The organism is Lysobacter sp. Root76, assembly GCF_001428685.1.
GTDB lineage: Bacteria > Pseudomonadota > Gammaproteobacteria > Xanthomonadales > Xanthomonadaceae > Lysobacter.
Window position 1 is genome coordinate 617012 of the sequence record NZ_LMIK01000005.1, and the last position, 24901, is coordinate 641912.

Annotated in this window: 23 protein-coding genes; 19 read left to right on the forward strand and 4 right to left on the reverse strand. The window is 68.6% G+C overall.

What is annotated here, in order from left to right; all coding sequences use genetic code 11:
- Nucleotides 1–45 precede the first annotated feature (45 nt).
- The 18 genes from ASE10_RS10040 (at nt 46) to ASE10_RS10125 (ending at nt 20472) form a co-directional block, all read left to right on the forward strand.
- A complete protein-coding gene (locus ASE10_RS10040; RefSeq protein WP_056304798.1) occupies nt 46–2181 on the forward strand; it encodes a prolyl oligopeptidase family serine peptidase in 2136 nt (711 codons plus the stop codon).
- Between the two features lie 241 nt (nt 2182–2422).
- Nucleotides 2423–4624, forward strand: a complete 2202-nt coding sequence (locus tag ASE10_RS10045; protein WP_056304800.1) for a S9 family peptidase — start codon at nt 2423–2425, stop codon at nt 4622–4624.
- A 49-nt stretch (nt 4625–4673) separates the two neighbouring features.
- Nucleotides 4674–5087, forward strand: a complete 414-nt coding sequence (locus tag ASE10_RS10050; protein ID WP_056304802.1) for a YbaN family protein — start codon at nt 4674–4676, stop codon at nt 5085–5087.
- Nucleotides 5088–5124: 37 nt separating this feature from the next.
- On the forward strand, nt 5125–5391 hold the full coding sequence (locus ASE10_RS21325) for a lipoprotein (RefSeq protein WP_055908180.1): 267 nt from the start codon (nt 5125–5127) through the stop codon (nt 5389–5391).
- Nucleotides 5388–6257 carry a diaminopimelate epimerase gene (gene dapF, locus ASE10_RS10060; RefSeq protein ID WP_056304804.1) on the forward strand — a complete coding sequence of 290 codons (870 nt, stop codon included), beginning with the start codon at nt 5388–5390 and terminating at the stop codon, nt 6255–6257. The genes ASE10_RS21325 and dapF overlap by 4 nt, the downstream gene beginning before the upstream one ends.
- Nucleotides 6254–6928, forward strand: a complete 675-nt coding sequence (locus tag ASE10_RS10065) for a DUF484 family protein (protein WP_056304806.1) — start codon at nt 6254–6256, stop codon at nt 6926–6928. The genes dapF and ASE10_RS10065 overlap by 4 nt, the downstream gene beginning before the upstream one ends.
- Nucleotides 6929–7108: 180 nt before the next feature.
- A complete protein-coding gene (xerC, locus tag ASE10_RS10070) occupies nt 7109–8005 on the forward strand; it encodes a tyrosine recombinase XerC (protein WP_304438347.1) in 897 nt (298 codons plus the stop codon).
- 657 nt (nt 8006–8662) lie between these two features.
- Nucleotides 8663–9664 carry a cytochrome P450 gene (locus tag ASE10_RS10075; protein WP_056304808.1) on the forward strand — a complete coding sequence of 334 codons (1002 nt, stop codon included), beginning with the start codon at nt 8663–8665 and terminating at the stop codon, nt 9662–9664.
- 323 nt (nt 9665–9987) lie between these two features.
- Nucleotides 9988–11223: a cytochrome P450 gene (locus ASE10_RS10080; RefSeq protein WP_056097972.1), complete on the forward strand. Its 1236-nt coding sequence runs from the start codon at nt 9988–9990 to the stop codon at nt 11221–11223.
- Nucleotides 11224–11244: 21 nt separating this feature from the next.
- Nucleotides 11245–12621, forward strand: a complete 1377-nt coding sequence (locus tag ASE10_RS10085; RefSeq protein WP_056304811.1) for an MATE family efflux transporter — start codon at nt 11245–11247, stop codon at nt 12619–12621.
- A 14-nt stretch (nt 12622–12635) separates the two neighbouring features.
- Complete coding sequence (locus ASE10_RS10090; protein WP_056304812.1) at nt 12636–13976, forward strand: pitrilysin family protein; 1341 nt, start codon at nt 12636–12638, stop codon at nt 13974–13976.
- Nucleotides 13973–15250, forward strand: coding sequence for a pitrilysin family protein (locus ASE10_RS10095; protein WP_056304815.1), 1278 nt, complete (start codon nt 13973–13975; stop codon nt 15248–15250). The genes ASE10_RS10090 and ASE10_RS10095 overlap by 4 nt, the downstream gene beginning before the upstream one ends.
- A gap of 138 nt (nt 15251–15388) precedes the next feature.
- Nucleotides 15389–15940 (forward strand): ATP-dependent protease subunit HslV, encoded by a 552-nt coding sequence (gene hslV, locus ASE10_RS10100; RefSeq protein WP_056304816.1) that lies wholly within the window; start codon nt 15389–15391, stop codon nt 15938–15940.
- Nucleotides 15941–15980: 40 nt separating this feature from the next.
- Nucleotides 15981–17351, forward strand: coding sequence for an ATP-dependent protease ATPase subunit HslU (gene hslU, locus ASE10_RS10105; protein ID WP_156087544.1), 1371 nt, complete (start codon nt 15981–15983; stop codon nt 17349–17351).
- Between the two features lie 91 nt (nt 17352–17442).
- Complete coding sequence (locus tag ASE10_RS10110; RefSeq protein ID WP_082559878.1) at nt 17443–18006, forward strand: sigma-70 family RNA polymerase sigma factor; 564 nt, start codon at nt 17443–17445, stop codon at nt 18004–18006.
- Nucleotides 18003–18593, forward strand: a complete 591-nt coding sequence (locus ASE10_RS10115; RefSeq protein WP_056304819.1) for a hypothetical protein — start codon at nt 18003–18005, stop codon at nt 18591–18593. The genes ASE10_RS10110 and ASE10_RS10115 overlap by 4 nt, the downstream gene beginning before the upstream one ends.
- An 89-nt stretch (nt 18594–18682) precedes the next feature.
- Nucleotides 18683–20005: an SDR family oxidoreductase gene (locus ASE10_RS10120; RefSeq protein WP_055908212.1), complete on the forward strand. Its 1323-nt coding sequence runs from the start codon at nt 18683–18685 to the stop codon at nt 20003–20005.
- A gap of 2 nt (nt 20006–20007) precedes the next feature.
- Nucleotides 20008–20472, forward strand: coding sequence for a DUF2269 domain-containing protein (locus ASE10_RS10125; protein ID WP_055908214.1), 465 nt, complete (start codon nt 20008–20010; stop codon nt 20470–20472).
- 46 nt (nt 20473–20518) lie between these two features.
- On the opposite strand, the gene ASE10_RS10130 is transcribed toward ASE10_RS10125, so the two are convergent.
- Nucleotides 20519–21766 carry a hypothetical protein gene (locus ASE10_RS10130; RefSeq protein ID WP_157480836.1) on the reverse strand — a complete coding sequence of 416 codons (1248 nt, stop codon included), beginning with the start codon at nt 21764–21766 and terminating at the stop codon, nt 20519–20521.
- Nucleotides 21767–21926: 160 nt separating this feature from the next.
- On the reverse strand, nt 21927–22382 hold the full coding sequence (locus tag ASE10_RS10135) for a nucleoside deaminase (RefSeq protein WP_055908221.1): 456 nt from the start codon (nt 22380–22382) through the stop codon (nt 21927–21929).
- A gap of 111 nt (nt 22383–22493) precedes the next feature.
- Between ASE10_RS10135 and ASE10_RS10140 the strand changes: the two genes are divergently transcribed.
- The gene (locus ASE10_RS10140; protein ID WP_055908224.1) at nt 22494–23612 is read left to right on the forward strand and encodes a helix-turn-helix transcriptional regulator; all 1119 of its coding nucleotides are present in this window, start codon (nt 22494–22496) and stop codon (nt 23610–23612) included.
- Here ASE10_RS10140 and ASE10_RS10145 read toward each other — a convergent pair.
- On the reverse strand, nt 23592–24254 hold the full coding sequence (locus tag ASE10_RS10145; protein ID WP_082559879.1) for a DUF2306 domain-containing protein: 663 nt from the start codon (nt 24252–24254) through the stop codon (nt 23592–23594). The genes ASE10_RS10140 and ASE10_RS10145 overlap by 21 nt on opposite strands.
- Before the next feature lie 113 nt (nt 24255–24367).
- Nucleotides 24368–24844, reverse strand: a complete 477-nt coding sequence (locus ASE10_RS10150) for a GNAT family N-acetyltransferase (protein WP_055908229.1) — start codon at nt 24842–24844, stop codon at nt 24368–24370.
- Nucleotides 24845–24901: the final 57 nt, after the last annotated feature.

Genomic DNA, 24901 nt, shown 5'->3' on the forward strand with positions numbered 1-24901 from the left:
GGCCTGTGCTAGCGTTCGGCCTTTCCCTGTTTTCGCGGAGCGCCGATGTCCACGCTGTCCAAGGCCTGCAAGCCGTTGCTCGTTTCGGTTGGAATGATCTCCATCGGCTTGGCCGGCCTGGCCGCTCCGGTCGCTGCCGCCCCTGCCGAGGAGGCCGCCAAAGTGACCGATGGGTCCGACCCTTACGCCTGGCTGGAAGACGTGCAAGGCGAGCGCTCGCTCGCCTGGGTGCGCCAGCGCAACGCCCAGTCCGAAGCCGAATTGGCCGCCGGGCCCGAGTTCAAGAAGCTTGAGGCCGACATCCGCGCCATCCTCGACTCCGACGCCAAGATCCCCGGCGTGATGAAGATCGGCGACCACTATTACAACTTCTGGAAGGACGCGAACCACCAGCGCGGCCTGTGGCGCCGCACCAGCCTGGCTGAGTACCGCAAGGACAAGCCGGCCTGGGAAACCGTGATCGACCTCGATGCGCTCAACAAGGCCGAGGGCGAGAACTGGGTCTGGCACGGTGCCGACTGCCTCAAGCCGCAGTATCAGCGCTGCCTGATCGCGCTCTCGCGCGGCGGCGCCGACGCCGACGTGACCCGTGAGTTCGACCTGGAGAGCAAGTCCTGGGTCAAGGACGGTTACTTCCGTCCCGAAGCCAAGGGCGGGCTGCAGTGGATCGACCGCGACAACGTCTACGTGTTCACCGATTTCGGCGAGGGCAGCATGACCTCGTCGGGCTACCCGCGCATCGTCAAGCAGTGGAAGCGCGGCACGCCGCTCAGCGCCGCCACGGTCGTCTACGAAGGCACCGCGGAGGACATGTACATCTCCGCCGGCCACGACCCGACCGAAGGCTTCGAGCGCGATTTCGTCTCGCGCACCATCGCCTTCTACAACAACGAGCTGTACCTGCGCGGCGCCGACGGCAAGCTGACCAAGATCGACGCGCCGAACTCGGCCGAAAAGTCCGTGCACCGCGAGTGGCTGACCCTGGAGCTGCGCGAGCCTTACACCGCCGGCGGCAAGACCTACAAGCCGGGCAGCCTGATCGTGACCCGCTTCGACGACTTCATGGCCGGCAAGCGCGATTTCACCGCGCTGTTCGAGCCGACCGAACGCACCTCGCTGGCCGGCACCACCTGGACCCGCAACAAGCTCGTGCTCAACGTCATGGAAGACGTGAAGTACAAGCTCAGCGTGCTGACCCCGGGCAGCTGGCAGCGCAGCGAGTTCGTCGGCGCCCCCGCCTTCGGCAGCATCGGCGTGTCGGCGGTGGACGACGACGAGAACGACGACGTCTGGGTGACCGCCACCGACTACCTGACCCCGACCACCCTGTCGCTGGCCAAGCTCGGCCAGCGGCCGGAAACGCTCAAGACCATGCCCGTGTTCTTCGACGGGTCCGACAACGTGATCGAGCAGCACTTCGCGACCAGCAAGGACGGCACCAAGGTGCCTTACTTCATGGTCCGCCCGAAGGACCTCAAGCTCGACGGCAGCACCCCGACCCTGCTGTACGGCTACGGCGGCTTCGAGGTCTCGATGACCCCGGGCTATTCCGGCAGCGTCGGCAAGGGCTGGCTGGAGAAGGGCGGGGTGTACGTGGTCGCCAACATCCGCGGCGGCGGCGAGTACGGTCCGCGCTGGCACCAGGCCGCGCTCAAGGCCAACCGCCACAAGGCCTACGAGGACTTCGCCGCGGTCGCGCAGGACCTGGTCGCGCGCAAGGTCACCTCGTCCAGGCACCTGGGCGTGCAGGGCGGCAGCAACGGCGGCCTGCTCACCGGCAACATGCTGACCCAGTACCCCGAGCTGTTCGGCGCGGTGGTCGTGCAGGTGCCGCTGCTGGACATGAAGCGCTACAGCCACCTGCTGGCCGGCGCCTCGTGGATGGCCGAATACGGCGACCCGGACACGGCCGACTGGGACTTCATCAAGACCTTCTCGCCCTACCACCTGTTCGACGCCAAGCGCGACTACCCGCCGACCCTGTTCACCACCTCGACCCGCGACGACCGCGTCCACCCGGGCCACGCGCGCAAGATGATGGCGAAGATGTCCGAGGCCGGTAAGGACGTGCGCTACTACGAAAACATCGAAGGCGGCCACGGCGGTTCGGCCAACAACGCCCAGGCCGCGCATATGAGCGCGCTGGCCTACACCTTCCTCTGGGACAAGCTGTCCAAGTGACGGCGGCGGGCGCCGATGCCCATGCCTCAGCGACCTCGGATTCTTCCTGGGGTTGCTGATCGAAGCCTTCGCGCTGGCCGCCTTGGCGGCATGGCCGTCGCGCGTCTTCACCCGGGGCCGGCTCGGGGCTTAGCCCGGGCCGGTCCTGAAGCACTTGAGTCGCTGGCCTTCCAGCCATGAATATCCCGGGGCGGCGGACTGAGAGCCTCCGCCATTGCGCTCCCCGCAATCGGACCCATCTATGAAACCGACCTCCATCCTGCTGGCCGCGACGCTCCTGATGACCACGACCCCGCCCGTTCTCGCCGCCGATTCCGCCCTGCCGCCCGATGCGGCCAAGAAGCCGCACGTGGTCAAGGCGCCGCATGGCGGCCAGCGCGACGATGAGTACTACTGGCTGCGCGACGACAAGCGCGAGAACAAGGAGATGCTGGCGTATCTCAACGCCGAGAACGCCTACGCCGATACCCAGATGGCGGCGCTGAAGCCGCTGGAAGACAAGCTTTACAACGAGATCGTCGGCCGCATCAAGCAGGATGACAGCTCGGTGCCGTACCGCGAACGCGGCTACTGGTACTACAGCCGCTTCGAGACCGGCCAGGACTACCCGATCCACGCCCGCCGCAAGGACGCCCCCGGTGTCGATGCCGCGTCGATCCAGAAAGCCAACGCCGCGCGCGATTTCGCCGGCGAGAGCGTGCTGCTCGACGTCAACGCCATGGCCAAGGGCAAGGACTACTACCAGGTCGGCGACTACGCCGTGACCCAGGACAACGCGATCCTGGCCTACGCCGACGACACCAACGGCCGCCGCCAGTACACCGTGCGCTTCAAGAACCTGGGCACCGGCGAAACCTACGCCGACGAGATCAAGGGCGTGTCCGCCAACCTGGTCTGGGCCGACGACAACAAGACCCTGTTCTACGTCGAGAACGACCCCGAGACGCTGCTGAGCAAGCGCGTCAAGAAGCACGTGCTCGGCACTCCGGTCGCCCAGGACCCGGTGGTGTACGAGGAGAAGGACGACAGCTTCTACATGGGCATCGACCGCAGCCGCGACGACAAGTACCTGCTGATCGGCCTCAGCAGCACCGTGTCCGACGAATACCGCTACGCGCCCGCCGCCGACCCGAGCGCGTTCGCCGTGCTGGCGCCGCGCGCGCGCGACGTCGAATACAGCGCCGATCACTTCGACGGCCGCTGGGTGATCCGCACCAACGCCGACGGCGCCACCAACTTCAAGGTCGTGACCGCGCCGACCGGGTCGACCTCGCGCAAGGACTGGAAGGACTGGATCGCGCACCGCGACGACGTCTACATCGAAGGCGTGGAGCTGTTCGACGGTTATACCGCCGTGGCCGAGCGTTCCGACGCGCTGGAGCGCGTGCGCATCCTCAAGGCCGACGGCCACGAGGAGTACGTCAAGGCCGATGAGCCGGCGTATTCGATGGGCCTGGACGTCAACGCCGAGCCCGACACCCAGTGGCTGCGCTACAGCTACACCTCGCTGACGACCCCGGCGACCGTGTACGAACTCAACGTCCAGACCGGCGAGCGCCGCCTGCTCAAGCGCCAGCCGGTGCTGGGCGGCTTCGACCAGTCGCAGTACGTGACCGAGCGCGTCTGGGTGCCGGCGCGCGACGGCGCCCGGATTCCGGTATCGCTGGTGTACAAGCGCGGCTTCGAGAAGAACGGCAAGGCCGCGCTGCTGCAGTACGGCTACGGCAGCTACGGCGCCTCGATGGACCCGGGTTTCAGCGTCACCAACGTCAGCCTGCTCGACCGCGGCATGGTCTACGCGATCGCGCACATCCGCGGCGGCCAGGAGATGGGCCGCAAGTGGTACGACGACGGCAAGCTGCTCAAGAAGAAGAACACCTTCACCGACTTCATCGACGTCACCGACTACCTAGTCAAGGCTGGCTATGCCGCGCCGGACCGCGTCGCGGCCTACGGCGGCAGCGCCGGCGGCCTGCTGATGGGCGCCATCTCCAACATAGCGCCGGACAAGTACCGGGTGATCCTGTCGCAGGTGCCCTTCGTCGACGTGGTCACCACGATGCTGGACCCGAGCATCCCGCTGACCACCAACGAATACGACGAGTGGGGCAACCCCGAGCAGAAGAAGTACTACGACTACATGCTGACGTACTCGCCCTACGACAACCTGTCCAGGCAGGCCTATCCGGCCATGTTCGTCGGCACCGGCCTGTGGGACTCGCAGGTGCAGTATTTCGAACCGGCCAAGTACGTGGCGCGCCTGCGCGACCTGAACACCGGCGCCGGGCCGCTGCTGTTCCGCACCAACATGGAAGCCGGCCACGGCGGCAAGTCCGGCCGTTTCCGCCGCTACCGCGAATCCTCGGAAATGTTCGCCTTCATGCTCGGCCAGCTGGGTCTGGCCGGCGCCGGCGCCGCCGCCGCCGCCAGCGCAACGCACTGACGCATGGCCGATGCGACCGCGGCGTCCGCCGCGGTCGCATACTGCCGCCATGTCGACCCCGCCACCGTCCGACGAGCCCGCACCGGTCCGTCCCAGCCGCTTCCGCTGGGCCTGGTGGCTGCTGGCCTATGCCAGCCTGGGCCTGGGCATCGTCGGCATCGTCGTGCCCGGGCTGCCGACCGTCCCGTTCGTGCTGCTGTCGGCGTTCGCCGCCGCACGCGGCTCGCAGCGGCTGCACGCCCGGTTGCTCGCCCACCGTCAGTTCGGCCCGATGATCCGCGACTGGCAGGCGCACGGCGCGGTCAGCCGCCGGGCCAAAAGGCTGGCGATCAGCATGATGTCGGTCTGCGCCGTGATCATGTTCCTGACCGCCCCGAAATGGTGGATGGCCGCCACCGGCACCGGCTTCATGACCGTGGTCGCAATCTGGCTCTGGGCGCGACCTGAACCGCCGCCGCGCTGAGCTTCGTTCGGCCACGCCCGCGGGCTACACTGCGGCCATGAATGCACGCACCGTCCTGACTCTGATCGCGCTGTCGCTGGCCGTCTCGGCCTGCGGCAACAAGGGCCCCCTGGTCCTGCCCACCAAGCCGGTCCCGGTGACCGCGCCGAACCAGCCCGCGGGCGAAGTCCCGGTGCAGATGGCGCCGGAGGCGACCCCGCCGTCGCTGCCGCAGAAGCCGGCCACGCCGCCGGCCGCCGACGACGGCACCGGCACCGAGACGCCGCCGCCCGAACCGACCCCGCCGGCCGACGGCGGCCGATGAGCCCTAACGCGGAGCGACCGATGCAGCGTTTCAGCAAGATGCACGGCGCCGGCAACGACTTCGTCGTGCTCGACCTGCGCGGCGGTCTGACACCGCCCGACGCCGCGCGTTGTCGCCTGCTCGCCGACCGCCACTTCGGCGCCGGCTGCGACCAGATCCTGACCGTGGAAGACCCGCGCGAGCCCGGTTCGATCGCCAGCTACCGGATCTGGAATTCCGACGGCACCTCCTCGCAGCAGTGCGGCAACGGCGCGCGCTGCATCGCCGCCTGGCTGGTGCGCGAAGGCGCGGCCGGCGAGGGCGCCGCCGTCGGCGGCAGTTTCGCCCTCGACAGCCCGCTCGACACCCATCAGGTCGAGCGCCTGTCCGACGAGGTCTATCGCATCGGCATGGGCGAGCCGCGCTTCGATCCCGACGCGATCCCGCTGCACGGCTTTCCCGGCGCGCGCGACCAGTACGTGCTCGACATCCACGACACCGTGATCGGCTTCGGCGCGGTCTCGATGGGCAATCCGCACGCGGTGATCGAAGTCGACGACGTCGACGCCGCGCCGGTGGACAGCATCGCCTCGTTGCTGCAGTCGCACGAGGCGTTTCCGGAGTCGGTCAACGTCGGTTTCGCCCAGGTCGAATCGCGCGACCGCATCCGCCTGCGGGTGTACGAGCGCGGCGCCGGCGAAACCCTGGCCTGCGGCAGCGGCGCCTGCGCCGCGGCGGCGGTGCTGATGCGGCGCGGCCGCATCGACCGCGAGGTCGCCGTGGCCCTGCCCGGCGGCGAGCTGCGTATCGTCTGGCCGTCCGACGACGCTCCGCTGTCGATGTCGGGACCGGCCGCTTTCGTCTACGAAGGGGAATGGGCGCAATGAACGAAACCCTGGACAAGCTGGGCGCGCACGAAGTCGCCGCATGGCTGCGTCGCCACCCGCGTTTCCTGCAGCAGTTCCCGGACCTGGCCCTGAGCTTGGTGGTGCCGCGCGAGGAAGGCTCGGCCGCATCGCTGGCGAGCTATCAGCTGGAAGTGCTGCGCGACAAGAACCGCGAACTCTCGCGCCGCCTGCAGGAACTGTTCGGCAACGCCCAGGAGAACGAGCGCCTGTCGGTGCGCACGCACCAACTGACGCTGGCGCTGATGCGCCAGAACAGCGCCGCCGACACCCTGCGCGCGATGGCCGCGACCCTGGCCGAGGATTTCAACGGCGACCGCGTGCGCTTGGTGATGTTCCAGCCGGTCGACGGCCTGGACGGCGCCGAATGGCTGCAGACCATCGCCGCCGCCGACGCGCGCCTGCAGCCGTTCCGCGATTGCCTGGCCGACGGCGAACCGCTGTGCGGCCGCCTGCAGCCGGAGAAGCACGCGCTGCTGTACGGCGCCCAGGCCGACGAGGTCCAGTCGACCGCACTGCTGCCGCTGCCTGGCGTGGGCATGGTCGCGGTCGGCAGCCGCGACCCCAACCGCTTCTTCCCCGGCATGGGCACGCTGTTCCTGCGCATGATGGGCGAGTCGCTGGCGGCGGCGCTGAAGCGCTTCGAGGGTTAAGCCCGGCCGCGGCACCTGTCGCTGCCGCCCAAAGCCGTCTATCCCATGTAGGAGCGACGTAAGTCGCGACCGTGAACCCCGCGCCATTGCGCGCGGGCTGCGCCCTCGACATCGCCCCTCCATGCTCGCAAGATGCGCTGGATTCCGGCGTTTTTTCGCAACCTTGGAGTCCACGCCGCCGTGTCCGTCGGACCGATCGAAGATTTCCTGGCCCATCTGCAGGTCGAGCGGCGCATGTCCGCGCATACGCTCGACGCCTACCGCCGCGATCTGCTCGCGCTGGCCGATTGGGCGCAGGCACAGGGCATCGAGCTGTTGGCCCTGCACACCGAGCAACTGCGCGGCTTCATCGCCGCCGAGCACCGGCGCGGGCTCACCCCGAAAAGCCTGCAACGCCGTCTCTCGGCCTGCCGCAGTTTCTACGGCTGGCTGCTCAAGCAGGGCCGTATCGACACCAATCCCGCCACCGCGATCCGCGCGCCCAAGGCGCCACGCAAACTGCCGCAGGTGCTCGATCCCGACGAGGCCAAGGCGCTGGTCGAAGTGCCGACCGACGTGCCGCTGGGCCTGCGCGACCGCGCCTTGCTGGAGTTGTTCTATTCCTCCGGCCTGCGCCTGAGCGAACTATGCGGATTGCGCTGGCGCGACCTCGATCTGTCCGACGGCCTGGTCAGCGTGCTCGGCAAGGGCAACAAGCAGCGCAGCGTGCCGCTGGGTTCGCATGCGCGCGCGGCCTTGGGCGAATGGCGCGCGTCGACCGGCGCCGGCAACGACGCGCCGGTGTTTCCGGGCCGCGGCGGCACGCCGATCACACCGCGCGCGGTGCAGCTGCGTTTGCGTCAGCTGGCCCAGCGCCAAGGCCTGTTCAAGCGCGTGCACCCGCACTTGCTGCGGCATTCCTTCGCCAGCCACATCCTGGAGTCTTCCGGCGATCTGCGCGGTGTGCAGGAACTGCTGGGCCACGCCGATATCGCCACCACTCAGATCTACACGCATCTGGACTTCCAGCACCTGGCCAAGGTCTATGACGCCGCGCATCCGCGTGCGAAGCGCAAGCCCGCCAAGAGCGACGCGTAAACGCGGACGCGGTTGCGTCGGAGTTGTTGTCGAAGTTCGTGCGGTCGCTACCGATTCGTTGATTGCTGGACGATTGCGCTCGCCGAAACCACTGCTTAATTCGACCGCGTCTTAGCCTGACCAGGCGAAGGTTTCTGTTGCGACGCAACCAAACCGTGCCGTATTGCTGCAGTGCGCATCCGAGCAGCATGAGTGGTTCGGCTCGCCGACTAGCGCTCGGGGTCGTCGCCACGGGCGTTTCGTTCGACACTCGAAATCGATGGCGCGACCGCGCATAGGCGAGCGAAAGCCAATCCCAGCAAGCGTGTAGACCTGCAGTCGCGCAGCGAATCGTCTGCCTTACGCGAACGCATGGTTGGGAAAAACGACGCCCGGAAATCCGCTTGACGCTCTTCAAAAACGAAACCTATACTCGGTGTGGAGTGCAGGTGAAGGAACTCACCGTCGTTTGCAACTCCAGGCGACCCGGTCGCCATACAACTTAAGTATCAGCACCCGTGATTCAGGATCGGAGGGCGTGTGTTGAAAGAAGAAGCCTGGTCCGGCTTTCAACGGGACCCGTTGGGGTTCCTGGACCGGGAGCTGTCTGGCGCAGGCGATATCGTCCAGACCGGGCGCAATGAATATTGCGTCGGAAATCCTGCCGATGCGCGCTCCGTGCTCGGCAACGCCGACGGCAGCTACGCCGAACACTCCGATTTCTTCCACACCCGCTACGGCTATTTCGAGCCGAGATCCGCGCAACTGAAAATGCGCCGCGAGGCGCGCAGCCTGCTGCGGGATTTCCTGCAGGCGCGCGCACCCGACGAACTGCGCGACTTCCTGCGCGAACAGCTGGCGCCGGTAAGCCAATGGCCGGACACCGGCAACCGGCTGACCTACCGATACCTGTTGCCGGTGCTGCTCGCGCCGGACCGTTCGCCGTCCCTGCGCCGCCTGCTGGATGAGATCGTCGAGCGTTCGGTGCTCGCCAATGCGCGCGCGCGCCAGCCGCGATGGCGGCGGATGCTGCTGCAATTCAACACCACGCTGCGCCTGTCGCGTGCGATCGGCGACTGTCAGCGCGATCCGCGCACGCCGCCGAGGGACATCCTCGACATCGTCGCCCATTCCGCCGGGCCGGATCGCCGGCAGGACGAGCTGTCCGAAGTCTTTTTGTCCTTCCTGTTCGCCATTTCCGGCTCGGTGGGCTTCGTGCTGGCCTGGTCGCTGTATCTGTGGGGAACGCACCCGCGCCGCGACACGCCGGTCGAGTGGATCGTGCAGGAAGCGCTGCGCCTGTGGCCCGTCGCCTGGCAACTCGGGCGCCGCCCGACCCAGGCGCACGAACTGTCGGGCGTGAAGCTCGAGGCCTCCGACGAAGTCGTGGTCTGTCCCTACATGGTCCAGCGCAACGCCGCGCACTGGTCGGATCCGGCGCAATTCCAGCCGGAGCGCTGGGCGGATCCGCAGGCCTGGCGCAATCCGGCGTTCATTCCTTTCGGCCATGGCGCGCATCGCTGCGTGGCGGCCGACCTGGCGACGCAGTTGGTCGGCGACATGCTGCGCACGGTTCTCGAACTGGGCGAAGTCGGCATCGTCGCGCAGGGCGATCGTCCCACGGTGGCCGCGGCGATGGCGCCGCCGCCCTTCACCCTGACCCTGCGAAACAGGGCTTGAAGACAGGTAATTCCGATCGACCAAATTCGCGACGGCCGCGACGTGGCCGGCGCAGCAAGGGCACCACGGCGTGCGGAGCAGGAACCGCTCGGAGCGTCATGGCGTAAACGCAGTACTTCCACATATCTACAAGGAGTAGCTCGATATGAAGAACGTCATCTGTGCGATGCGCGCCGCTTTCGGCGTGCGCGGTGCTTCTGGCTGCGGCATTACCCTCTGGCGTTGGGTGATCTACCACAACATCTGAGTGGTAGCGCTGGGGGCGGCGACATGCCGCCCCCGGCTTCGATCAGCGGTTCCCATCAGGCCCAAGGACGCGGACGATGCAGGATTCGAAAGTGGTGGAAATTCCGTCGGTGCAGGCGTTCCGTCGTCGCCTCCAGGAAGAGGGGCCGGTGTTCTGGGTAAAGGAAGACCGGGCCATGGCGATCTTCGATCCGGACGTCGCCGAGCGCGTGGAAGCGGCGAACTACGCCGATCTGACGATGCTGGACGGCTTCTCCGATATCGTGCGCGGGCGCAAGAGCGAGCCGGTGTCCTGGCATCAGGTGCGCGGGGCCTGGCTCGGGAAAATGCGCGTGCTGACCAGCGTCGAAGGCTTCAAGCAACTGGCGCTGCGCATTCAGAACCTGCTCGATGCGGAAATCGGGCGCGATCAGGACCTGGTCTGGCTGGCCGAACGGGCGATGCTCGAACCGCTGGTGTCGGCCATCATCGCCGGCCTGACGCCGCGCGCGCATCGGCGCGTGGTCGATGAAGTGATGTCGAAGGTGGCGCTGGTGCTGTCGGATATCGACGAGCACCGCTGTCCGCCGCTGCACAAACCCAAGATGTGGGTCTATCAGTTCCTGGTCGGCGTGGAGGTCAGGCGCGAGTTGAAGGGCCGGGCCAGCGGCAAGCGCCCGCGCCAGGAGGATCTGACCGATCCGATGGTGGACATGCTGCCGGAGCTGGGCCTGGATCGCGCCGCCGACGCGGTCACCGCGCTGCTGACCGCGATCACCAGTTCCCCCGGCGCCGGCGCGGCCTGTCTGTTGTTCGAATGGCAGCGCCAGCACGAATGGCGCGAGCGCATGATCGCTGAGCTGTCCGCGATTCCGCTGGACGCCCTGTGCGAATCGCCCGCGCGCCTGGCGCCGAACACCACGCGCTTCGTCAAGGAAGTGCTGCGGATCTGGAGTTCTCCGCCGATCGTGACGCGCAGCGTGCGAACCGACATCTGCGAAGGCGAAACCCAGCTCAAGACCGGGCAGGTGTACGCGCTGAGTTCCTTCTTCACCCATCACGACGCGAGCACCTGGTCGGATCCGGACGTGTTCAATCCCGACCGCTGGCTGGCCGAGAGCCGCGAGCAGTGCCCGCATGGCAGCTACGTGCCGTTCGGCTGGGCGCCCAAGTCCTGCATCGGCGCGAATCTCGGCCTGGGTCAGCTGATCCTGATGGCGCATCTGTTCAGCACCCGCTATCGGCTGCGCATCGCCGACCCGGAGCGCGCGAAGATGGTCGTCGCCTCGGTGGTCAGGCCGATGGATTTCGTCGGCGCGGTGGTGCGTGCCTAGTCCGGCGCCTCGGAGGGCCTCATGCGCGATCTGACCGAGGGTCCGATCGCCGCGCATCTGTTGCGGATGTCCGGCGTGCTGCTGCTGAACTCGCTGGCCGGGACGGTGTTCTCGCTGGTGAACATCTACTGGTTGGGAAAGCTGGGACCGACCGCGCAGGCCGCGGTCACGCTGGCGGCGATGCCGATCATGCTGGTGCTGATCCTGCTGCCGGTGCTCAGCATGGGCGCGGGCGTGCTGATTTCGCATGCGGTCGGCGCCAAGGACCGCGTGCGCGTCGACCGGATCTTCAACGAGGCCTTCGGCGCATCCTCCATCGTCTCGGCCCTGGTGGCGCTGCTGGCCTGGGCGAATCGCGAGGCCTTCAGCGGCCTGATGACGGCCGATGCGGCCACCGCCGCGGTGATCGCTTCCTTCTACAGCTGGTTCATCCCTTCGATCGCGATCCAGATCCCGATGCTGGTGCTGGCCTCGATGCTGGAATTCACCGGCAACGTCAAAGCCGGCGCCATCGCCCAGGTCGGCACCGTGGCCCTGGGCGCCATGCTCACGCCTGCGTTGATGTTCGGCTGGTCGGGCTTGCCGGCGATGGGCGCCGCGGGCGCTGGACTGGCCTCGCTGCTGTCGTGCGCGGCGGTGATGCTGGTGTTGCTGGCTTACTTCACGCGCAAGGACGCCTATCTGCGCATGCGGCCTGCGATCTGGTTCGCCCGGCCCAGGGAACTGTGGACCGCGCTGAAGATCGGCGTGCCCGCCGGCATCGGCAGTGGCGTGGTCAGCGTGTCGTTGCTGACGATCGGCTTGATGCTGCGGCCGTTCGGACCTATCGAACAGGCCGGTTTCGGCATAGGCCAGCGCGCGTTCCAGGCTGGCCTGATGCCCTTGACCGCACTGGCGGGCGCGATCTGCATCGTCGCCGGCCAGAACTACGGCGCCGGGCTGCGCGAGCGCGTGAGCCGGACGCTGCGGATCGGGCTGCTGTTCGCTGGGGTGCTGGTGCCCGTGCTGCTGATCGTGTCCGAGGGCTTCGCGCCCTGGATCGGCAGCCGCTTCTCCAGCGACCCGCAGGTGATCGCCGCGAGCGCTTCGTTCCTGCGCATCGCCGCCCTGGACCTGATTCCGCTGGGCATGGCTTCGGTCGTGTTCGCGGTGCTTTCCGGCATGGGCAATACCCGCGCCGGACTGATGGCGCAGTTGCTGCACATGACCCTGCTGGTCTCGCTGGCGTGCGGCCTGTCGCTGCTGGCGGGCTTCCGTCCGACCTGGATCTGGTGGGCGATGGTCGCCGCCGGTTCGAGCCAGGCGATGATGGCTTGGTGGTTCCTGCGCCGCGAATTCGGCAAGCCGGCCGAGGCGCCGCTGGCCGCCTCTCCCGACAGCGTTGCTGTCGCGCCGTAGCGGAGGCATGGGCGATGGAAGCGACGGAACTGCAAGCGCGAGCGACGATCGCCGGCGATGAGGGGGCGACAGAACCGTCGTCGAGCCGCGACGGGGGCATCGAGGAGCGCCGCCTCGCGGCGAACGGCCTGAAGATCCTGCACTTGCCGATGCGGACCGCGCCGGTGGTCTTGCTGATGGTCACCTACGAGGTCGGCAGTCGCCACGAGCGCGCGGGTGCGCGCGGCGCGAGCCATATGCTCGAACACATGATGTTCAAGGGCAGCGCTAATTTTCACAAAGGTCAGGGCAATTCCATACACCAACTGCTGCTGCCGCTAGGCGCGCAGGTCAACGCCACCACCTGGTACGACCGTACCCACTACTTCGCCCTCGCACCGCGCGACAGCCTGGACCTGATCGCGCAGATCGAGGCGGATCGGATGAGTAACCTCAGCCTCGATGCCGCGGAGCTCGCGACCGAGAAGACGGTCGTGCTGAATGAATTCGACCGCCTCATCGGCGACCCACTGGAACAACTGCTGCAAGCGGTCTGGGGTGCCGCCTTCGCCAGCCATCCCTACGGTATGCCTGTGATAGGCCGGCGCGAGGACATCGAAGGCTTCGGGCGCGAACATCTGCTGGCGCACTATCGGGCGCACTACCGGCCCGACAACGCCACCATCACCCTCATCGGCGACGTCGAGCGCGACGCGGCGCTGGAGACCGTCAGGCACCGCTTCGAAGGCATCGCCGCGCGGCCCGGGCCGGAGGCGGCGCAACTGCCCGAGCCGGAGCAGGACGACGAGCGTCGGGCCACGGTGGAATGCCCAGGGGCGCCGGGGATCGTCATGCTCGCCTACAAGTCGCCTTGCGGCCTCGATCCCGACGTGGACGCGCTGGAGGTACTGGGGCGGGTGCTGGCGGGCGGGCGATCGTCGCGGCTGTACCGTCGCCTGGTCGCGGCAGGTCTGGCGACGGAGGTATGGGCCGACGTGTCGCGCTTGCGGCACCCCGGCATGTTTCAGTTGAGCGCGGTCGTGCATCCCGATGCCGACCATCGGCGTGTCGAGTACGCGATGCGCGCTGCGGTCGAGGAAGTTCGTGCCGGAATCGCCGACGAGGAGCTGGCCCGCGCCCAGTCGCAGATCTGCGGCAGATTGCTGACCTCGCGCGACGGGCCGCTGGCGATCGCCATGCAGTTGAATGAAGCCATAGCTGCCGGCGATTGGCGCAGCTACGCCACTGCGGCCGAGCGCGTCGGTGCGTTGACCGCGGGCGACGTGGCGCGTGTCGCGGCGCGTTACCTGGGCGAGCAGCGGCTCACCGTGGGCTGGCTCGTGGACGCAGCGGATCGCACGGCGCTTTCGTCATGAGCACAGACCAGAAGTCGCACGGGCTGCAGTCTGTCGCGACGGTGCCGCTCGCGCATGGACATTTCTACGGACTGCGCGCGGCGGTGCCGTCGATCGTTGCGCTGACCGGCACGTTCCGCACGGGGACGGCGCTCGCGCCGGGAGGCACGGTGCTGCAGAGCTTGGTCGCCGCCTTGGTGGGCTGCGCCAATCGCCGGCGCGGCCCGGTCGAGATCGCGGAATTGCTGGAAGCGCGTGGCGCTTCGTTCACGGTCGAGGCCGATGCGGACGGAGTTCGCTTCTCCGCGCGCGCCCGCACGGTCGATCTGCCGCAGCTCGTGGACTGGACGTTGGAGTGCCTGCGCGAACCCGAGTTCGACCAGACCCTGCTCGACGTCGAGCGCGCCCGCCTGATCGCGGAACTGCAGTATCGCGCGATGGATTCCGCGTACATCGCGACCGGCGCGTTGACGCGCATGCTCTATCCGCAGGCGCATCCGGCTTACGAGCCCGATCCCGCCGAACAGGTCGCCTTGCTCGAAGGGTTCACCGTCGCCGACGTACGCAGGTTTCACAGCGAACGCTACGGCGCCAACGATCTGCGCATCGCGGTCGTGGGCGACGTGGACCCGCAGGCGGCGGCGCGTCTGGTCGAGCGCGGCGTGCAAGGATGGGCGCCGCGTGCCGTGCCGGAGGCGACGCAATGGGGCGAGCCTGCCGCCGGGCCGGACAGCCAGCGACTGCTATTGCCGGGGCAGGAAAGCTACGGCGTCGCAATGGGTCAGCGCTTGGCGCAGGAGCGCACGCATCCGGATTACCCGGCCCTGCGCTTGGCCAACCGCATCCTGGGCGGCGCGTTCTCCTCGCGCCTGGTCTCCAGCGTTCGCGAACGGCAGGGGCTCTGCTATGTCATGCGCTCCGAACTCGGCGAATCCCGGCGTGGCGGCGGCCATTGGCAGGTCGTGCTGTCGGCCAGCCCCGACAAGCTGGAGGCTGCGCTGGCGGCGACGCGTACGGTGGTCGAGCAGCTGGCGAAGACCGGCGTGGAGACGCGGGAGTTCGAGAATGCGCAGCGCGCCGCCATCGGCGCGTTCCACATCGGCTTGGCGACCCTGGACGGGCTGAGCGATGCGATCCTGTCGGCCGCCGACCTGGGTTGGGAGCCGGACGATCTGCTCGGCTTCGAACGGCGGACCGCGGCGGTCACGCTCGCGCAGATCGATCGCGTCATCGGCTATTGCCTGCGTCCGCAGGAATGGCGGACCTGCATCGCAGGGCCGGCTGCCGCCGATTGAGGCTGCGGGGCACTCGCACCCGGCATGCGGAGCAGCGCGCGGCCTAGCGGCAGCTGAGTGCCGGGCCCCGCCGTTCCTTGCCGACCTTGAACCCACCGGCCACGGCCCCACGTTCGAAGGGTCAGCAACGGAGGCCGCATGGACCCCAGTCAAAACCCGACCACTTTCCACGCCACCACGATCGTCTCGGTGCGCCGCAACGGCCGCGTCGCGGTCGCCGGCGACGGGCAGGTGACGTTGGGACATACCGTGATGAAATCCAACGCGCGCAAGGTGCGCCGTCTCGGCCGCGACGGCCTGGTGCTGGCCGGTTTCGCCGGCGCCGCCGCCGATGCCTTCACTTTGTTCGAATTGTTCGAAGCCAAGCTGGAAAAGCACGGCCAGCTCACCCGTGCCGCGGTCGAACTGGCCAAGGATTGGCGCACCGAGCGTCGCCTGGGCAAGCTCGAAGCGCTGCTCGCGGTCGCCGACAAGGAAACCTCGCTGATCATCAGCGGCACCGGCGACGTGATCGAGCCCGAAGACGGCATCATCGCCATCGGTTCCGGCGGCATGTACGCGCTGTCGGCGGCGCGTGCGCTGATGGCGCACACCGAGCTCGAGGCCCGCACCATCGCCACCGAGGCGATCGGCATCGCCGGCGATGTCTGCATCTATACCAATCGCAACGTCGTCGTCGAAGAGCTTTGAGCTCCGGCCCGTCCACGCCCCGCATCCCATCCCGATGAATATGAAACCCGACAACAGCCACGCCACCATGACTCCGCGCGAGATCGTGCAGGAGCTAGACCGCCACATCGTCGGCCAGCAAGCGGCCAAGCGCGCGGTCGCGATCGCCCTGCGCAACCGCTGGCGGCGCATGCAGCTCGAGCCCGATCTGCGCAACGAAGTGATGCCCAAGAACATCCTGATGATCGGCCCGACCGGTGTCGGCAAGACCGAGATCGCGCGGCGCCTGGCGACGCTGGCCAACGCGCCCTTCGTCAAGGTCGAAGCGACCCGCTTCACCGAGGTCGGCTACGTCGGCAAGGACGTGGAGCAGATCGTGCGCGACCTGGCCGACACCGCGGTCAAGCTGTACCGCGAGCAGGCCAAGCACCGCGTGCGTGCGCAGGCCGAGGACCGCGCCGAAGACCGCATCCTCGATGCGCTGCTGCCCAAGCGCATCCCCGGCGGCTTCGGCTTCGGCGCAGACACGCCGGCACAGGATCACCAGGCACCCGACAACGACACCCGCGCCAAGCTGCGCAAGCAGCTGCGCGCCGGCGAACTGGACGACCGCGAGATCGAGATCGAAACCGCGCTCAACCTGGGCGTCGACATCATGGCGCCTCCGGGCATGGAAGAGATGGGCCAGCAGCTGCGCCAGATGTTCTCGCAGGTGTCCGGAGGCAAGACCCACAAACGCCAGCTCACGATCAAGGCCGCGCGTCCGCAGCTGATCGAGGAGGAGGCCGGCAAACTGGTCAACGAGGACGAAGTGCGCGAGGCCGCGATCGAAGCCTGCGAGCAGCACGGCATCGTCTTCATCGACGAGATCGACAAGGTCGCCAAGCGTTCCGAGAACGTCGGCGGCGGCGACGTCAGCCGCGAGGGCGTGCAGCGCGACCTGCTGCCGCTGGTCGAAGGCTCGACCGTGAGCACCAAGTACGGCGCGGTCAAGACCGACCACATCCTGTTCATCGCCTCCGGTGCGTTCCATCTGGCCAAGCCCAGCGACCTGATTCCGGAGCTGCAGGGCCGTTTCCCGATCCGGGTCGAGCTGGGCGCGCTGAACAAGGACGACTTCGTGCGCATCCTGACCGAGCCCAAGGCCGCGCTCACCACCCAGTACGTAGAGCTGCTGCGCACCGAGGGCGTGGACCTGCAATTCACGGCCGACGCGGTCGAGCGCCTGGCCGAGATCGCGGCCCAGGTCAACGAGCGCCAGGAGAACATCGGTGCGCGTCGCCTGCACACCGTGCTCGAACGCCTGCTCGACACCCTGAGCTACGAGGCGCCCGACCGCGGCGGCCAGGCCGTGAGCATCGACCGCGCCTACGTCGACGCCCACCTGGGCGAGCTGGTCCAGGACCCGGACTTGAGCCGCTACATCCTCTGAGCCGGCCCGCGGCGGCCGCGATGTGCGGCCGCCGTGTCAGGTTTTCCGCGCCCCGGCAGACTATGCAGGCAGGGGACCCAGGAAGACCGGTATGGACAACGCCGCGGAAGCGGTTTCGACGCAGGCCGACGACGCAGCTGCGCACGCAGCGCGGCGCAGGGGCGAAGCCGTAGCGCCGGATTTCGACGCGGTGCTGCGCGAGCACGGGCCGATGCTCGGCCGTATCGCCGGCAGCTATCAATCCGAGCCGGGCCGCCGCGAGGACCTGCTGCAAGAAATCAGCCTGGCGCTGTGGCGCGCGCTGCCGGCCTGGCGCGGCGAAGCCTCGTTGCGCACGTTCGTGGCCCGGATCGCGCACAACCGCGCCATCGACTATCTCGCCCGGCATCGCCGGGTCGAGGACGAACTCGACGACGCCCACCCCGATCCCGGCCCCGATCCGCTCGGTCACGCCGAAGCCCAGCAACGCCGCCGCAATCTGCTGGAGGCGGTGCGGCTGCTGCCGTTGGGCCAGCGCCAGGTCGTGGTGCTGGCGCTGGAAGGCTTTTCGCTGCGCGAGATCGGCGACTCGCTGGGTCTGGAAGAGAACACCGTCGCGCAGCGCCTGAGCCGCGCGCGCCGGCAATTGCGCGACGGCCTGGGAGAATCGGCATGAACGACGCAGAATTCGACTGGACTTCGCTGGGCGACGAGTGGCGCGCGCAAGCCGCGAGCCCGATCGACGTCGATCGCCTGCGCGAAGAGGTGCGCAAGCGCGGCCGCAGCCTGCGCCGGGCCTTGCTCGGCGAAATGGCGCTTACGCTGCTGTCGATCGCCATGCTGATCGCGCTGATCGTCAAGGCCGATCCCTCGGACCCGATGCTGCCGATCTTGGTACTGCTGATTCCGGTCTCGATCGGATTCCAGGGCTGGTCGCTGTGGCTGCGGCGCCGGCAATGGCGCGACCAGGGCCTCGACACCGCGGCGATGCTGCAGCTCGATATCGACCGGGTCCAGGCCAGCATGCGTTATTGGCGCCAGGGCACCTGGATCGGCCTGTTGCTGTGGCTGGGGATCTGCGCGCTCACCGTCATCGGGATTCCGGACAGCGACCCGCGCCAACTCAGCGGCATGGCCGGCGGCGTGATCGGCGGCGCCATCGGTCTGCTGGTCTCGGTGGTGATGGCCTGGCGCAAGTCGCGCAGCGGCAAGCGCAGGCTGGCGCGCTTGCGCGAATTGCAGCGGCAGTTGAGCGACGGCTGAGCGCAAGCGGCTACCGGCTCACCGGCGTCGGACGCGATCCGCCGCGGGGCTTGCGCGCGTTCGCGCGCGAGCTCGGTTAGCCTGCGCGGATGCCGTCGTCGAACCCGTCCTCACCGATCCAGTCCACCGCGAGCGCCCGCACCGTCCTGGTGATCGGCGCCGACGGTTTTCTCGCCGGCTACATCCTGGCGGCCTTGCGCGGTTCGGGCTGGCGCGTGCTGCGCGGCGTGCGTCGCGCCGGGGCCCTGCGCGAGGACGAGCGCCGTTGCGATCTGACCCGCCTGACCCGGCCGGAGGATTGGTTGCCCGTGCTCGCCGGCGTGGATGCGGTGGTCAACGCCTCGGGCATCCTGCGCGAGGCCGGCGCCCAGCGCTTCGCCACCATCCATGTCGATGCGCCGCTCGCGCTTGCGCGCGCCTGCGTGAGCGCCGGGGTGTCGCGCTATGTGCAGGTGTCGGCGCTGGGCCGGCCCGAAGACGGCGAGTTCGTCGCCTCCAAGCACCGTTTCGATGAAGCGCTGCTGGCGCTGCCGCTGGAGGCGGTGGTGCTGCGGCCGTCGGTGGTCTATGCGACCTCGGGTTCCTACGGCGGCACCTCGCTGCTGCGCGCGCTGGCCGCGTTTCCCGGCATGCAGCTGTTGCCGGGCGATGCGCGCTGGCCGATCCAGCCCGTCGCGGCCGAGGACCTGGGCGCTCTCGTCGCGCGTGCCCTGGACACCGGTGCGCGTGGCATCTACGACGTCGGCGGTCCCGAGCCGCTGAGCCTGCGCGCCTATCAGAACGCGTGGCGGCGCTGGCTGCGCATCGACGGCACGCGCGCCTGGCAGGTGCCCGAAGCGCTGGTCTCCTTGCAGGTGCGGATCGGCGAATGGCTGGGCCGCGGTCCGGTCGGCACGACCATGTGGCGCATGCTCCGGCGCGGCAACACGACCGCGCCGCAGGCCGGCGCGCGCTTGCGCGAGAGCTTCGGCATCGCGCCGCGCGGTCTGGACGAGGTGCTGGCCGCGCATCCCAGCCAGGTCCAGGACCGCTGGCAGGCGCAGTTGTATTTCCTCGCACCGAGCCTGCGCGTGGCCGTGGTGGCCCTGTGGCTGCTGTCGGCCTGGGCCGGTTGGGCGACGCCCGTGGCCGAGATCGAGCGCCTGGCAGCGGATACGGGCTTGGCGCAGTGGGCGCCGGTGGCCTTGGCGCGCGCGACCGCAACGCTGGATCTGGTGCTGGCGGTGTGGCTGGCCAGCGCCTGGCGGCCGCGTTGGGCGCTGGCGCTGATGGGGCTCAGCGTCGCGGCCTACACCCTCGTGTTCGGCGCACTCCTGCCCGGGCTGTGGCTGGATCCGCTCGGCGGCCTGGCCAAGAATCTGGTGCTGCTGCCGGCGCTGGCGGTGGCCTGGGTGCTGGCGGAGCGGAGATAAGCATGATGTATCTATGGGTGAAGTGGCTGCACATCCTGTCCTCGACGCTGCTGTTCGGCACCGGGCTGGGCATCGCATTCTTTTTCTGGCTCGCGCACCGGCGCGGCGATGCGCGTGTGATCGCCGAGACCGCGCGCACGGTGGTGATCGCCGATGCCTGCTTCACCGCGCCGGCGGTGGTCGTGCAGTTCTTCAGCGGCTTGTGGCTGGCGCATACCCTGGGCCTGCCGTTCGAAGTGTTCTGGGTGAAGACGGCGCTGGTGCTGTTCTTCGTGATCGGCGCCTGCTGGCTGCCGGTGCTGTGGCTGCAGCTGCGCGCGCGCAACCTGGCGCAGGCGGCCGCGCGCGAGGGCGAGCCGCTGCCGCCGGCGTACTACCGCGTCATGCGCTGGTGGTTTTGGCTGGGCTGGCCGGCCTTCCTGAGCGTGCTCGCGATCTTCTGGCTGATGGTGCTCAAGCCGGTCTAGGCGGGTAGCGGCACGCGGGCGATCGCCCACGTGCCGCAATGGCGACTCAGTCTTCGATCCGCGTCCAACCGCGCGGCGTCGCCAACGTGGGCTGCAGCTTCAGGCCCGTATCCAGGCGCAGATCGCGGACCACGATCGAATACGCCTGCTTGCCCTGGCGGTCGTTGCCGATCAGCTTGAGCAGGACGCCGGTGTCGCTGTCGACCCACATCCGGAAGCTGTCGGCGCCGAGCTTGCTGCCCAGGTAGTCGCCATGCTTGCCGACGACGACGGTCGCGTTTCGGCCGAGCAGGCGCTGGCGGCCGGCGATACGCACGTCCTCGGTGGACAGCCAGAAGGCGTAGTTCTGCGGCGACAGCACGGCATCCGCACCGACCGCGCCGGATGGATCCGGGCGATGCACGAACACCGGCTCGCAGCGGGCGTTGCGGTACTGGCGCGTGCCGGCCGGCGGGGATGCGTCGGCGTTGCGGGTGCTGCGATAGGAGGTGCTCTGCGGATACAGGCTGAGGGTGCTGCCGTCGCGGCTGACGTGCTCTTCGACGCGATCGCCGCCGCGGGCGATACGCACGAAGCTGCTGCGCGCGGACTGCGATACCTCGAAATCGATCGCCTCGTCCTGGCCGTTGTTGCCGAAATGCACGTCCACCGAGCCGGCCGCGTCGAGGTAACGGTCCACGGCATCGAGCATGCGCTGCTGCAGCGCCGCGATGCGCGCGTCCTGCGGGGCCATCGACGCGCAGCGGCCGGCGCTGTCGCGGTCGGCCTCGACGATGCCGGGCTTGGCGTCGGCCGCGGCCAGCGAGGAGAAGTACAGCTGCACGATGTCGGCGCCGTTACGGCCGTTGCCGCTGGGCTGGACCATGAACAGGTAACCGTAGCCGTAGCCGACGTAGTTCCAGCCGCCGGGCGCGGTGTTCTGGTTGATGATCGCGGTCTGGTGCGAGGCGTTGCTGGTGTCGAGCACGCTGTAGCGCGCGTAGGCATCGGTGAAGGCCGGATTGCTGAGCCAGGCGTAGAAGCTGTAGGAGCGTTCGTAGCCGGGGAAGAACCAGCCGTACCAGCCGCTGTTGGTCGAGTTCAGGCGGTCGTCGCCGTTCCAGTCGCCGCCCTGGCCGCTGCGGTAGACGTAGTTGAGGCCGCCCATGTTGCTGCAATTGGGATACTGGCTGGCGGAGCGGTCGTTGTCGCACTGATAGCTGCCGGCCCAGGTCGGGGCGGCGATCGAGCCCGCAACCAGGCCCACTGCGACGATGGCGCCGAACATCGGCGCCCGCTTACGCATTACGTTCATTCGATCTCCTTGAGTACCGCTGCATGGATGGACGCACCATTCCATTGATCACCCCTGCGCGGGCAAGGGTAGCACCGTCGCATGACGGTCGATCGCGGTCTCAAGCGCCATCGATATCGCAGCCGCGGCGCGCGTCGGCGCCGCGGCTGCGCATCGTCGTTTAGTCTTCGCCGATGTCTTCGTTCCAGACCTCGGGATGCGCGGCGATGTAGTCGCCGAGCATGTCGATGCATTCGCCGTCGTTGAGGTCGATCACTTCGACGCCGCTTTCGCGCAGCCAGTCGATGCCGCCGCTGAAGTTGACCGATTCGCCGACCACCACGGTGCCGATGTTGAACTGGCGCACCAGGCCGCTGCAGTACCAGCACGGCGCCAGGGTGGTGACCATGATGGTGTCGCGGTAGCGGCGCTGACGCCCGGCCTTGCGGAACGCGTCGGTCTCGCCGTGCACGGACGGGTCGCCTTCCTGGATGCGGCGGTTGTGGCCGCAGCCGAGCAGGCGGCCGTCGTTGTGGTACAGCGCGGCGCCGATCGGGATGCCGCCTTCGGCCAGGCCCTGGCGGGCTTCGGCGACGGCGGTGGCGAGCAGGGCGTGGTAGTCGGGGGTGGCGATCATGCGGAACTCCTGGTGTCAGGTGCGCAGTCTGGCGCGCGGACCGGGCGCGGTCGAGGGTCGTGGCGCAGGCATAATCGCCGCGTCCGCCGCCACGTCGCCGATCCGCGCCGCATGATTTCCTGGAGTCTCGTATTCGCGATCGGTGCCGGCCAGGCCGCGCTGCTGGCGCTGGCCCTGTGGCGGCGGCCGATCAATCCGCAGGCCAACCGGATGCTGGCGGGCTGGGTCGCGCTGATCGGCGCCGATCTGGCGGTCAAGGCGGTGTACTTCCATGGGCCGGCGCCGGAACTACTCAAGGCCTACCGGCTGGTCAGTCTGCTGCCGTTCCTCTACGGCAGCCTGTTCTATCTGTATGCGCGCGCGCTGACCGAGGCGCGCGGCCTGGATCGCCGCGACCTGGTGCATCTGTCCGGCTTCGTGGTGGCTTTGCTGGCCAACACCGGCCTGTTCCTGCAGGACGCGGCGCAGGACCGTGCGTTCTTCGAGGCGCTGCGCCACGGCGCTCACTGGCCGGGCCGGCCGTGGCTGGACATCCTGCTGTTCGGCTACAGCCTGAGCTATGTGATCGCCGGATTGGTGCGCGTGCGCCGTTACCGCCGCGGCCTGCTGCAGCGGCGCTCGGACGCCGACCGCATGTCCCTGCACTGGATCGATGCGATGGCGGTCTCGCAGATCGTGATCTGGTGCATCGCGCTGGTGCAGTGGCTGGCGCGCATCCCCTGGATCGACTACCCGCTGATCTACGGCGCGGTGGTGGGCTGGGTGTTCGTGGTCGGTTACCTGAGCCTACATCAGGTCGCGGTGGCGGCCGAGCCCACGCCTGCGGCCGATGCGAAGCTCGAACCGGCAGGCGCCGACGATCCGCGTTTCCCTGCGGTCGAGGCGCGCCTGTCGCAGCTGATGGCGCAGGAGCAGCTGTACCGCGAGCCCGCGCTGACCATCGGCCAGCTCGCCAAGCGCAGCGGCTACCCGGAATACCTGGTGTCGGACGTGATCAACCGCCGCTTCGAAGGCCACTTCTGGGATTACATCAATCGCCAGCGGGTCGAGGCTGCGCGCGTCTGTCTGGCCGACGCCGGCGACACCCGCACCATCCTCGACATCGCCTACGCCTGCGGCTACACCTCCAAGTCGACCTTCAACGCCGCGTTCAAGCGCCAGTTGGCGCAGACACCCAGCGCCTACCGCCAGCGCCATGCCGGCGCGGCCTCAACGCGCGACGTCGACTGAGGTCCTGCGCTGCGCGGCAAGGCGCGTGCGGATCGCCGGCCAGCGCAGTATCAGTTCGCACAGCGCCAGGTTCAGGGTCCAGCAGGACCAGGCCGCCGTGATGTAGACCGGCAGGAACGGCCACTGCATCGCCGCCGCGCCGACCCCGAGCATGATCCGCAGCGTCACCGCGGAGGCGGTCAGGGCGACGCTGCGGAACATCCAGCGGCGGTGGTTCACGAAATCGCGGCGGATCGCATAGCCGATGCCTATGGCGGTGCAACCGACCCAGATCACCGCCAGCAGCGCGAACGCCGAACCGCTGGCGACGCCGCCCTGGGCGTGACGCGACAGCGACAGTGCCGAGATCGCGGCGATCAGGATCGCGCCCGCATACACGCCGCCGCCGAGCCGGTGCAGGCGCGGCCAGCGCCGGCGCACGCCGCCCAGCAGCTGCAGCGGCGCCAGCAGCAGGGCCAGGCCGGCGCCGAAGATGTGCCCGGGCACGTCCCAGCCGGACACCACGAAGCGGGCGTCGAAGGGATTGCCCAGGCTGGTGTCGCGGGAGAAGAACGTGAAGGCGTAGGCCGCCACCGCCAGGCAGCCCAGGCCGAATACCAGCGCCGCCGCCCGCCGCAACCAGACCGTCGTCCCACGCCACATCTCGCACCTCCGACATATTCAGGAGGCCCCAGCGTGGTCGTGGCGGCAGTGCGCGTCGTCCGAATCGGCGGATTCGTACGCCCGGACGGCGGAATGGGCGGGCGGGGCCGGATTCAGCCGCGGCCGCGGCGCAACAGGTCGATGTGCGGGATGCCGTCCTCGACATAGGGCTCGGAGGAGGGCGCGAAGCCGTGGCGGCCGTAATAGCCCTGCAGGTGGGCCTGGGCGCCGATCTGGATGTCGGCACCGGGCCAGCGCGCCTCGATCGCGGCCAGGGCCGCCTCGATCATGGGGTCGCCCAAACCCTGGCCACGGAACGCCGGCGCGGTCAGCACCCGGCCGAAACTCACCTGCGGGTAGCTGAGCCCGGCCGGCAGGATCCGCAGATAGGCGGCGAGCGCGCCGTCCGCGGCGCGCCCGAGCAGGTGCAGGGCGTCGGGGTGGCGGTCTTTGCCGTCGGGGTCGAGGTAGACGCAGTTCTGTTCGATCACGAACACCTCGGCGCGCAGGCGCAGCAGGTCGTAGAGCTCGTCGCGCTCGAGGTCGGCGTAGGGCTTGGCCTGCCAGTGCAGGGTGGGGGCGGTGGGCATGGGGGGATGATGCCGTAGGGGCGTGGGGTTGCGCTTGCCATCACCCCAGCCCTCTCC

Excerpts from the sequence above, each read along its gene's own strand:
- ASE10_RS10080 (WP_056097972.1), top strand. The coding sequence starts at position 9,988 with ATGCAGGATTCGAAAGTGGTGGAAATTCCGTCGGTGCAGGCGTTCCGT.
- ASE10_RS10140 (WP_055908224.1), top strand. The coding sequence starts at position 22,494 with ATGATTTCCTGGAGTCTCGTATTCGCGATCGGTGCCGGCCAGGCCGCG.
- ASE10_RS10125 (WP_055908214.1), top strand. The coding sequence starts at position 20,008 with ATGATGTATCTATGGGTGAAGTGGCTGCACATCCTGTCCTCGACGCTG.
- ASE10_RS10110 (WP_082559878.1), top strand. The coding sequence starts at position 17,443 with ATGGACAACGCCGCGGAAGCGGTTTCGACGCAGGCCGACGACGCAGCT.
- ASE10_RS10085 (WP_056304811.1), top strand. The coding sequence starts at position 11,245 with ATGCGCGATCTGACCGAGGGTCCGATCGCCGCGCATCTGTTGCGGATG.
- ASE10_RS10065 (WP_056304806.1), top strand. The coding sequence starts at position 6,254 with ATGAACGAAACCCTGGACAAGCTGGGCGCGCACGAAGTCGCCGCATGG.
- ASE10_RS10090 (WP_056304812.1), top strand. The coding sequence starts at position 12,636 with ATGGAAGCGACGGAACTGCAAGCGCGAGCGACGATCGCCGGCGATGAG.
- ASE10_RS10040 (WP_056304798.1), top strand. The coding sequence starts at position 46 with ATGTCCACGCTGTCCAAGGCCTGCAAGCCGTTGCTCGTTTCGGTTGGA.
- ASE10_RS10115 (WP_056304819.1), top strand. The coding sequence starts at position 18,003 with ATGAACGACGCAGAATTCGACTGGACTTCGCTGGGCGACGAGTGGCGC.
- ASE10_RS10050 (WP_056304802.1), top strand. The coding sequence starts at position 4,674 with ATGTCGACCCCGCCACCGTCCGACGAGCCCGCACCGGTCCGTCCCAGC.
- ASE10_RS10095 (WP_056304815.1), top strand. The coding sequence starts at position 13,973 with ATGAGCACAGACCAGAAGTCGCACGGGCTGCAGTCTGTCGCGACGGTG.
- ASE10_RS10150 (WP_055908229.1), bottom strand. The coding sequence starts at position 24,844 with ATGCCCACCGCCCCCACCCTGCACTGGCAGGCCAAGCCCTACGCCGAC.
- dapF (WP_056304804.1), top strand. The coding sequence starts at position 5,388 with ATGAGCCCTAACGCGGAGCGACCGATGCAGCGTTTCAGCAAGATGCAC.
- ASE10_RS10135 (WP_055908221.1), bottom strand. The coding sequence starts at position 22,382 with ATGATCGCCACCCCCGACTACCACGCCCTGCTCGCCACCGCCGTCGCC.
- ASE10_RS10120 (WP_055908212.1), top strand. The coding sequence starts at position 18,683 with ATGCCGTCGTCGAACCCGTCCTCACCGATCCAGTCCACCGCGAGCGCC.
- hslV (WP_056304816.1), top strand. The coding sequence starts at position 15,389 with ATGGACCCCAGTCAAAACCCGACCACTTTCCACGCCACCACGATCGTC.
- hslU (WP_156087544.1), top strand. The coding sequence starts at position 15,981 with ATGAAACCCGACAACAGCCACGCCACCATGACTCCGCGCGAGATCGTG.
- ASE10_RS21325 (WP_055908180.1), top strand. The coding sequence starts at position 5,125 with ATGAATGCACGCACCGTCCTGACTCTGATCGCGCTGTCGCTGGCCGTC.
- ASE10_RS10145 (WP_082559879.1), bottom strand. The coding sequence starts at position 24,254 with ATGTGGCGTGGGACGACGGTCTGGTTGCGGCGGGCGGCGGCGCTGGTA.
- ASE10_RS10130 (WP_157480836.1), bottom strand. The coding sequence starts at position 21,766 with ATGAACGTAATGCGTAAGCGGGCGCCGATGTTCGGCGCCATCGTCGCA.
- ASE10_RS10045 (WP_056304800.1), top strand. The coding sequence starts at position 2,423 with ATGAAACCGACCTCCATCCTGCTGGCCGCGACGCTCCTGATGACCACG.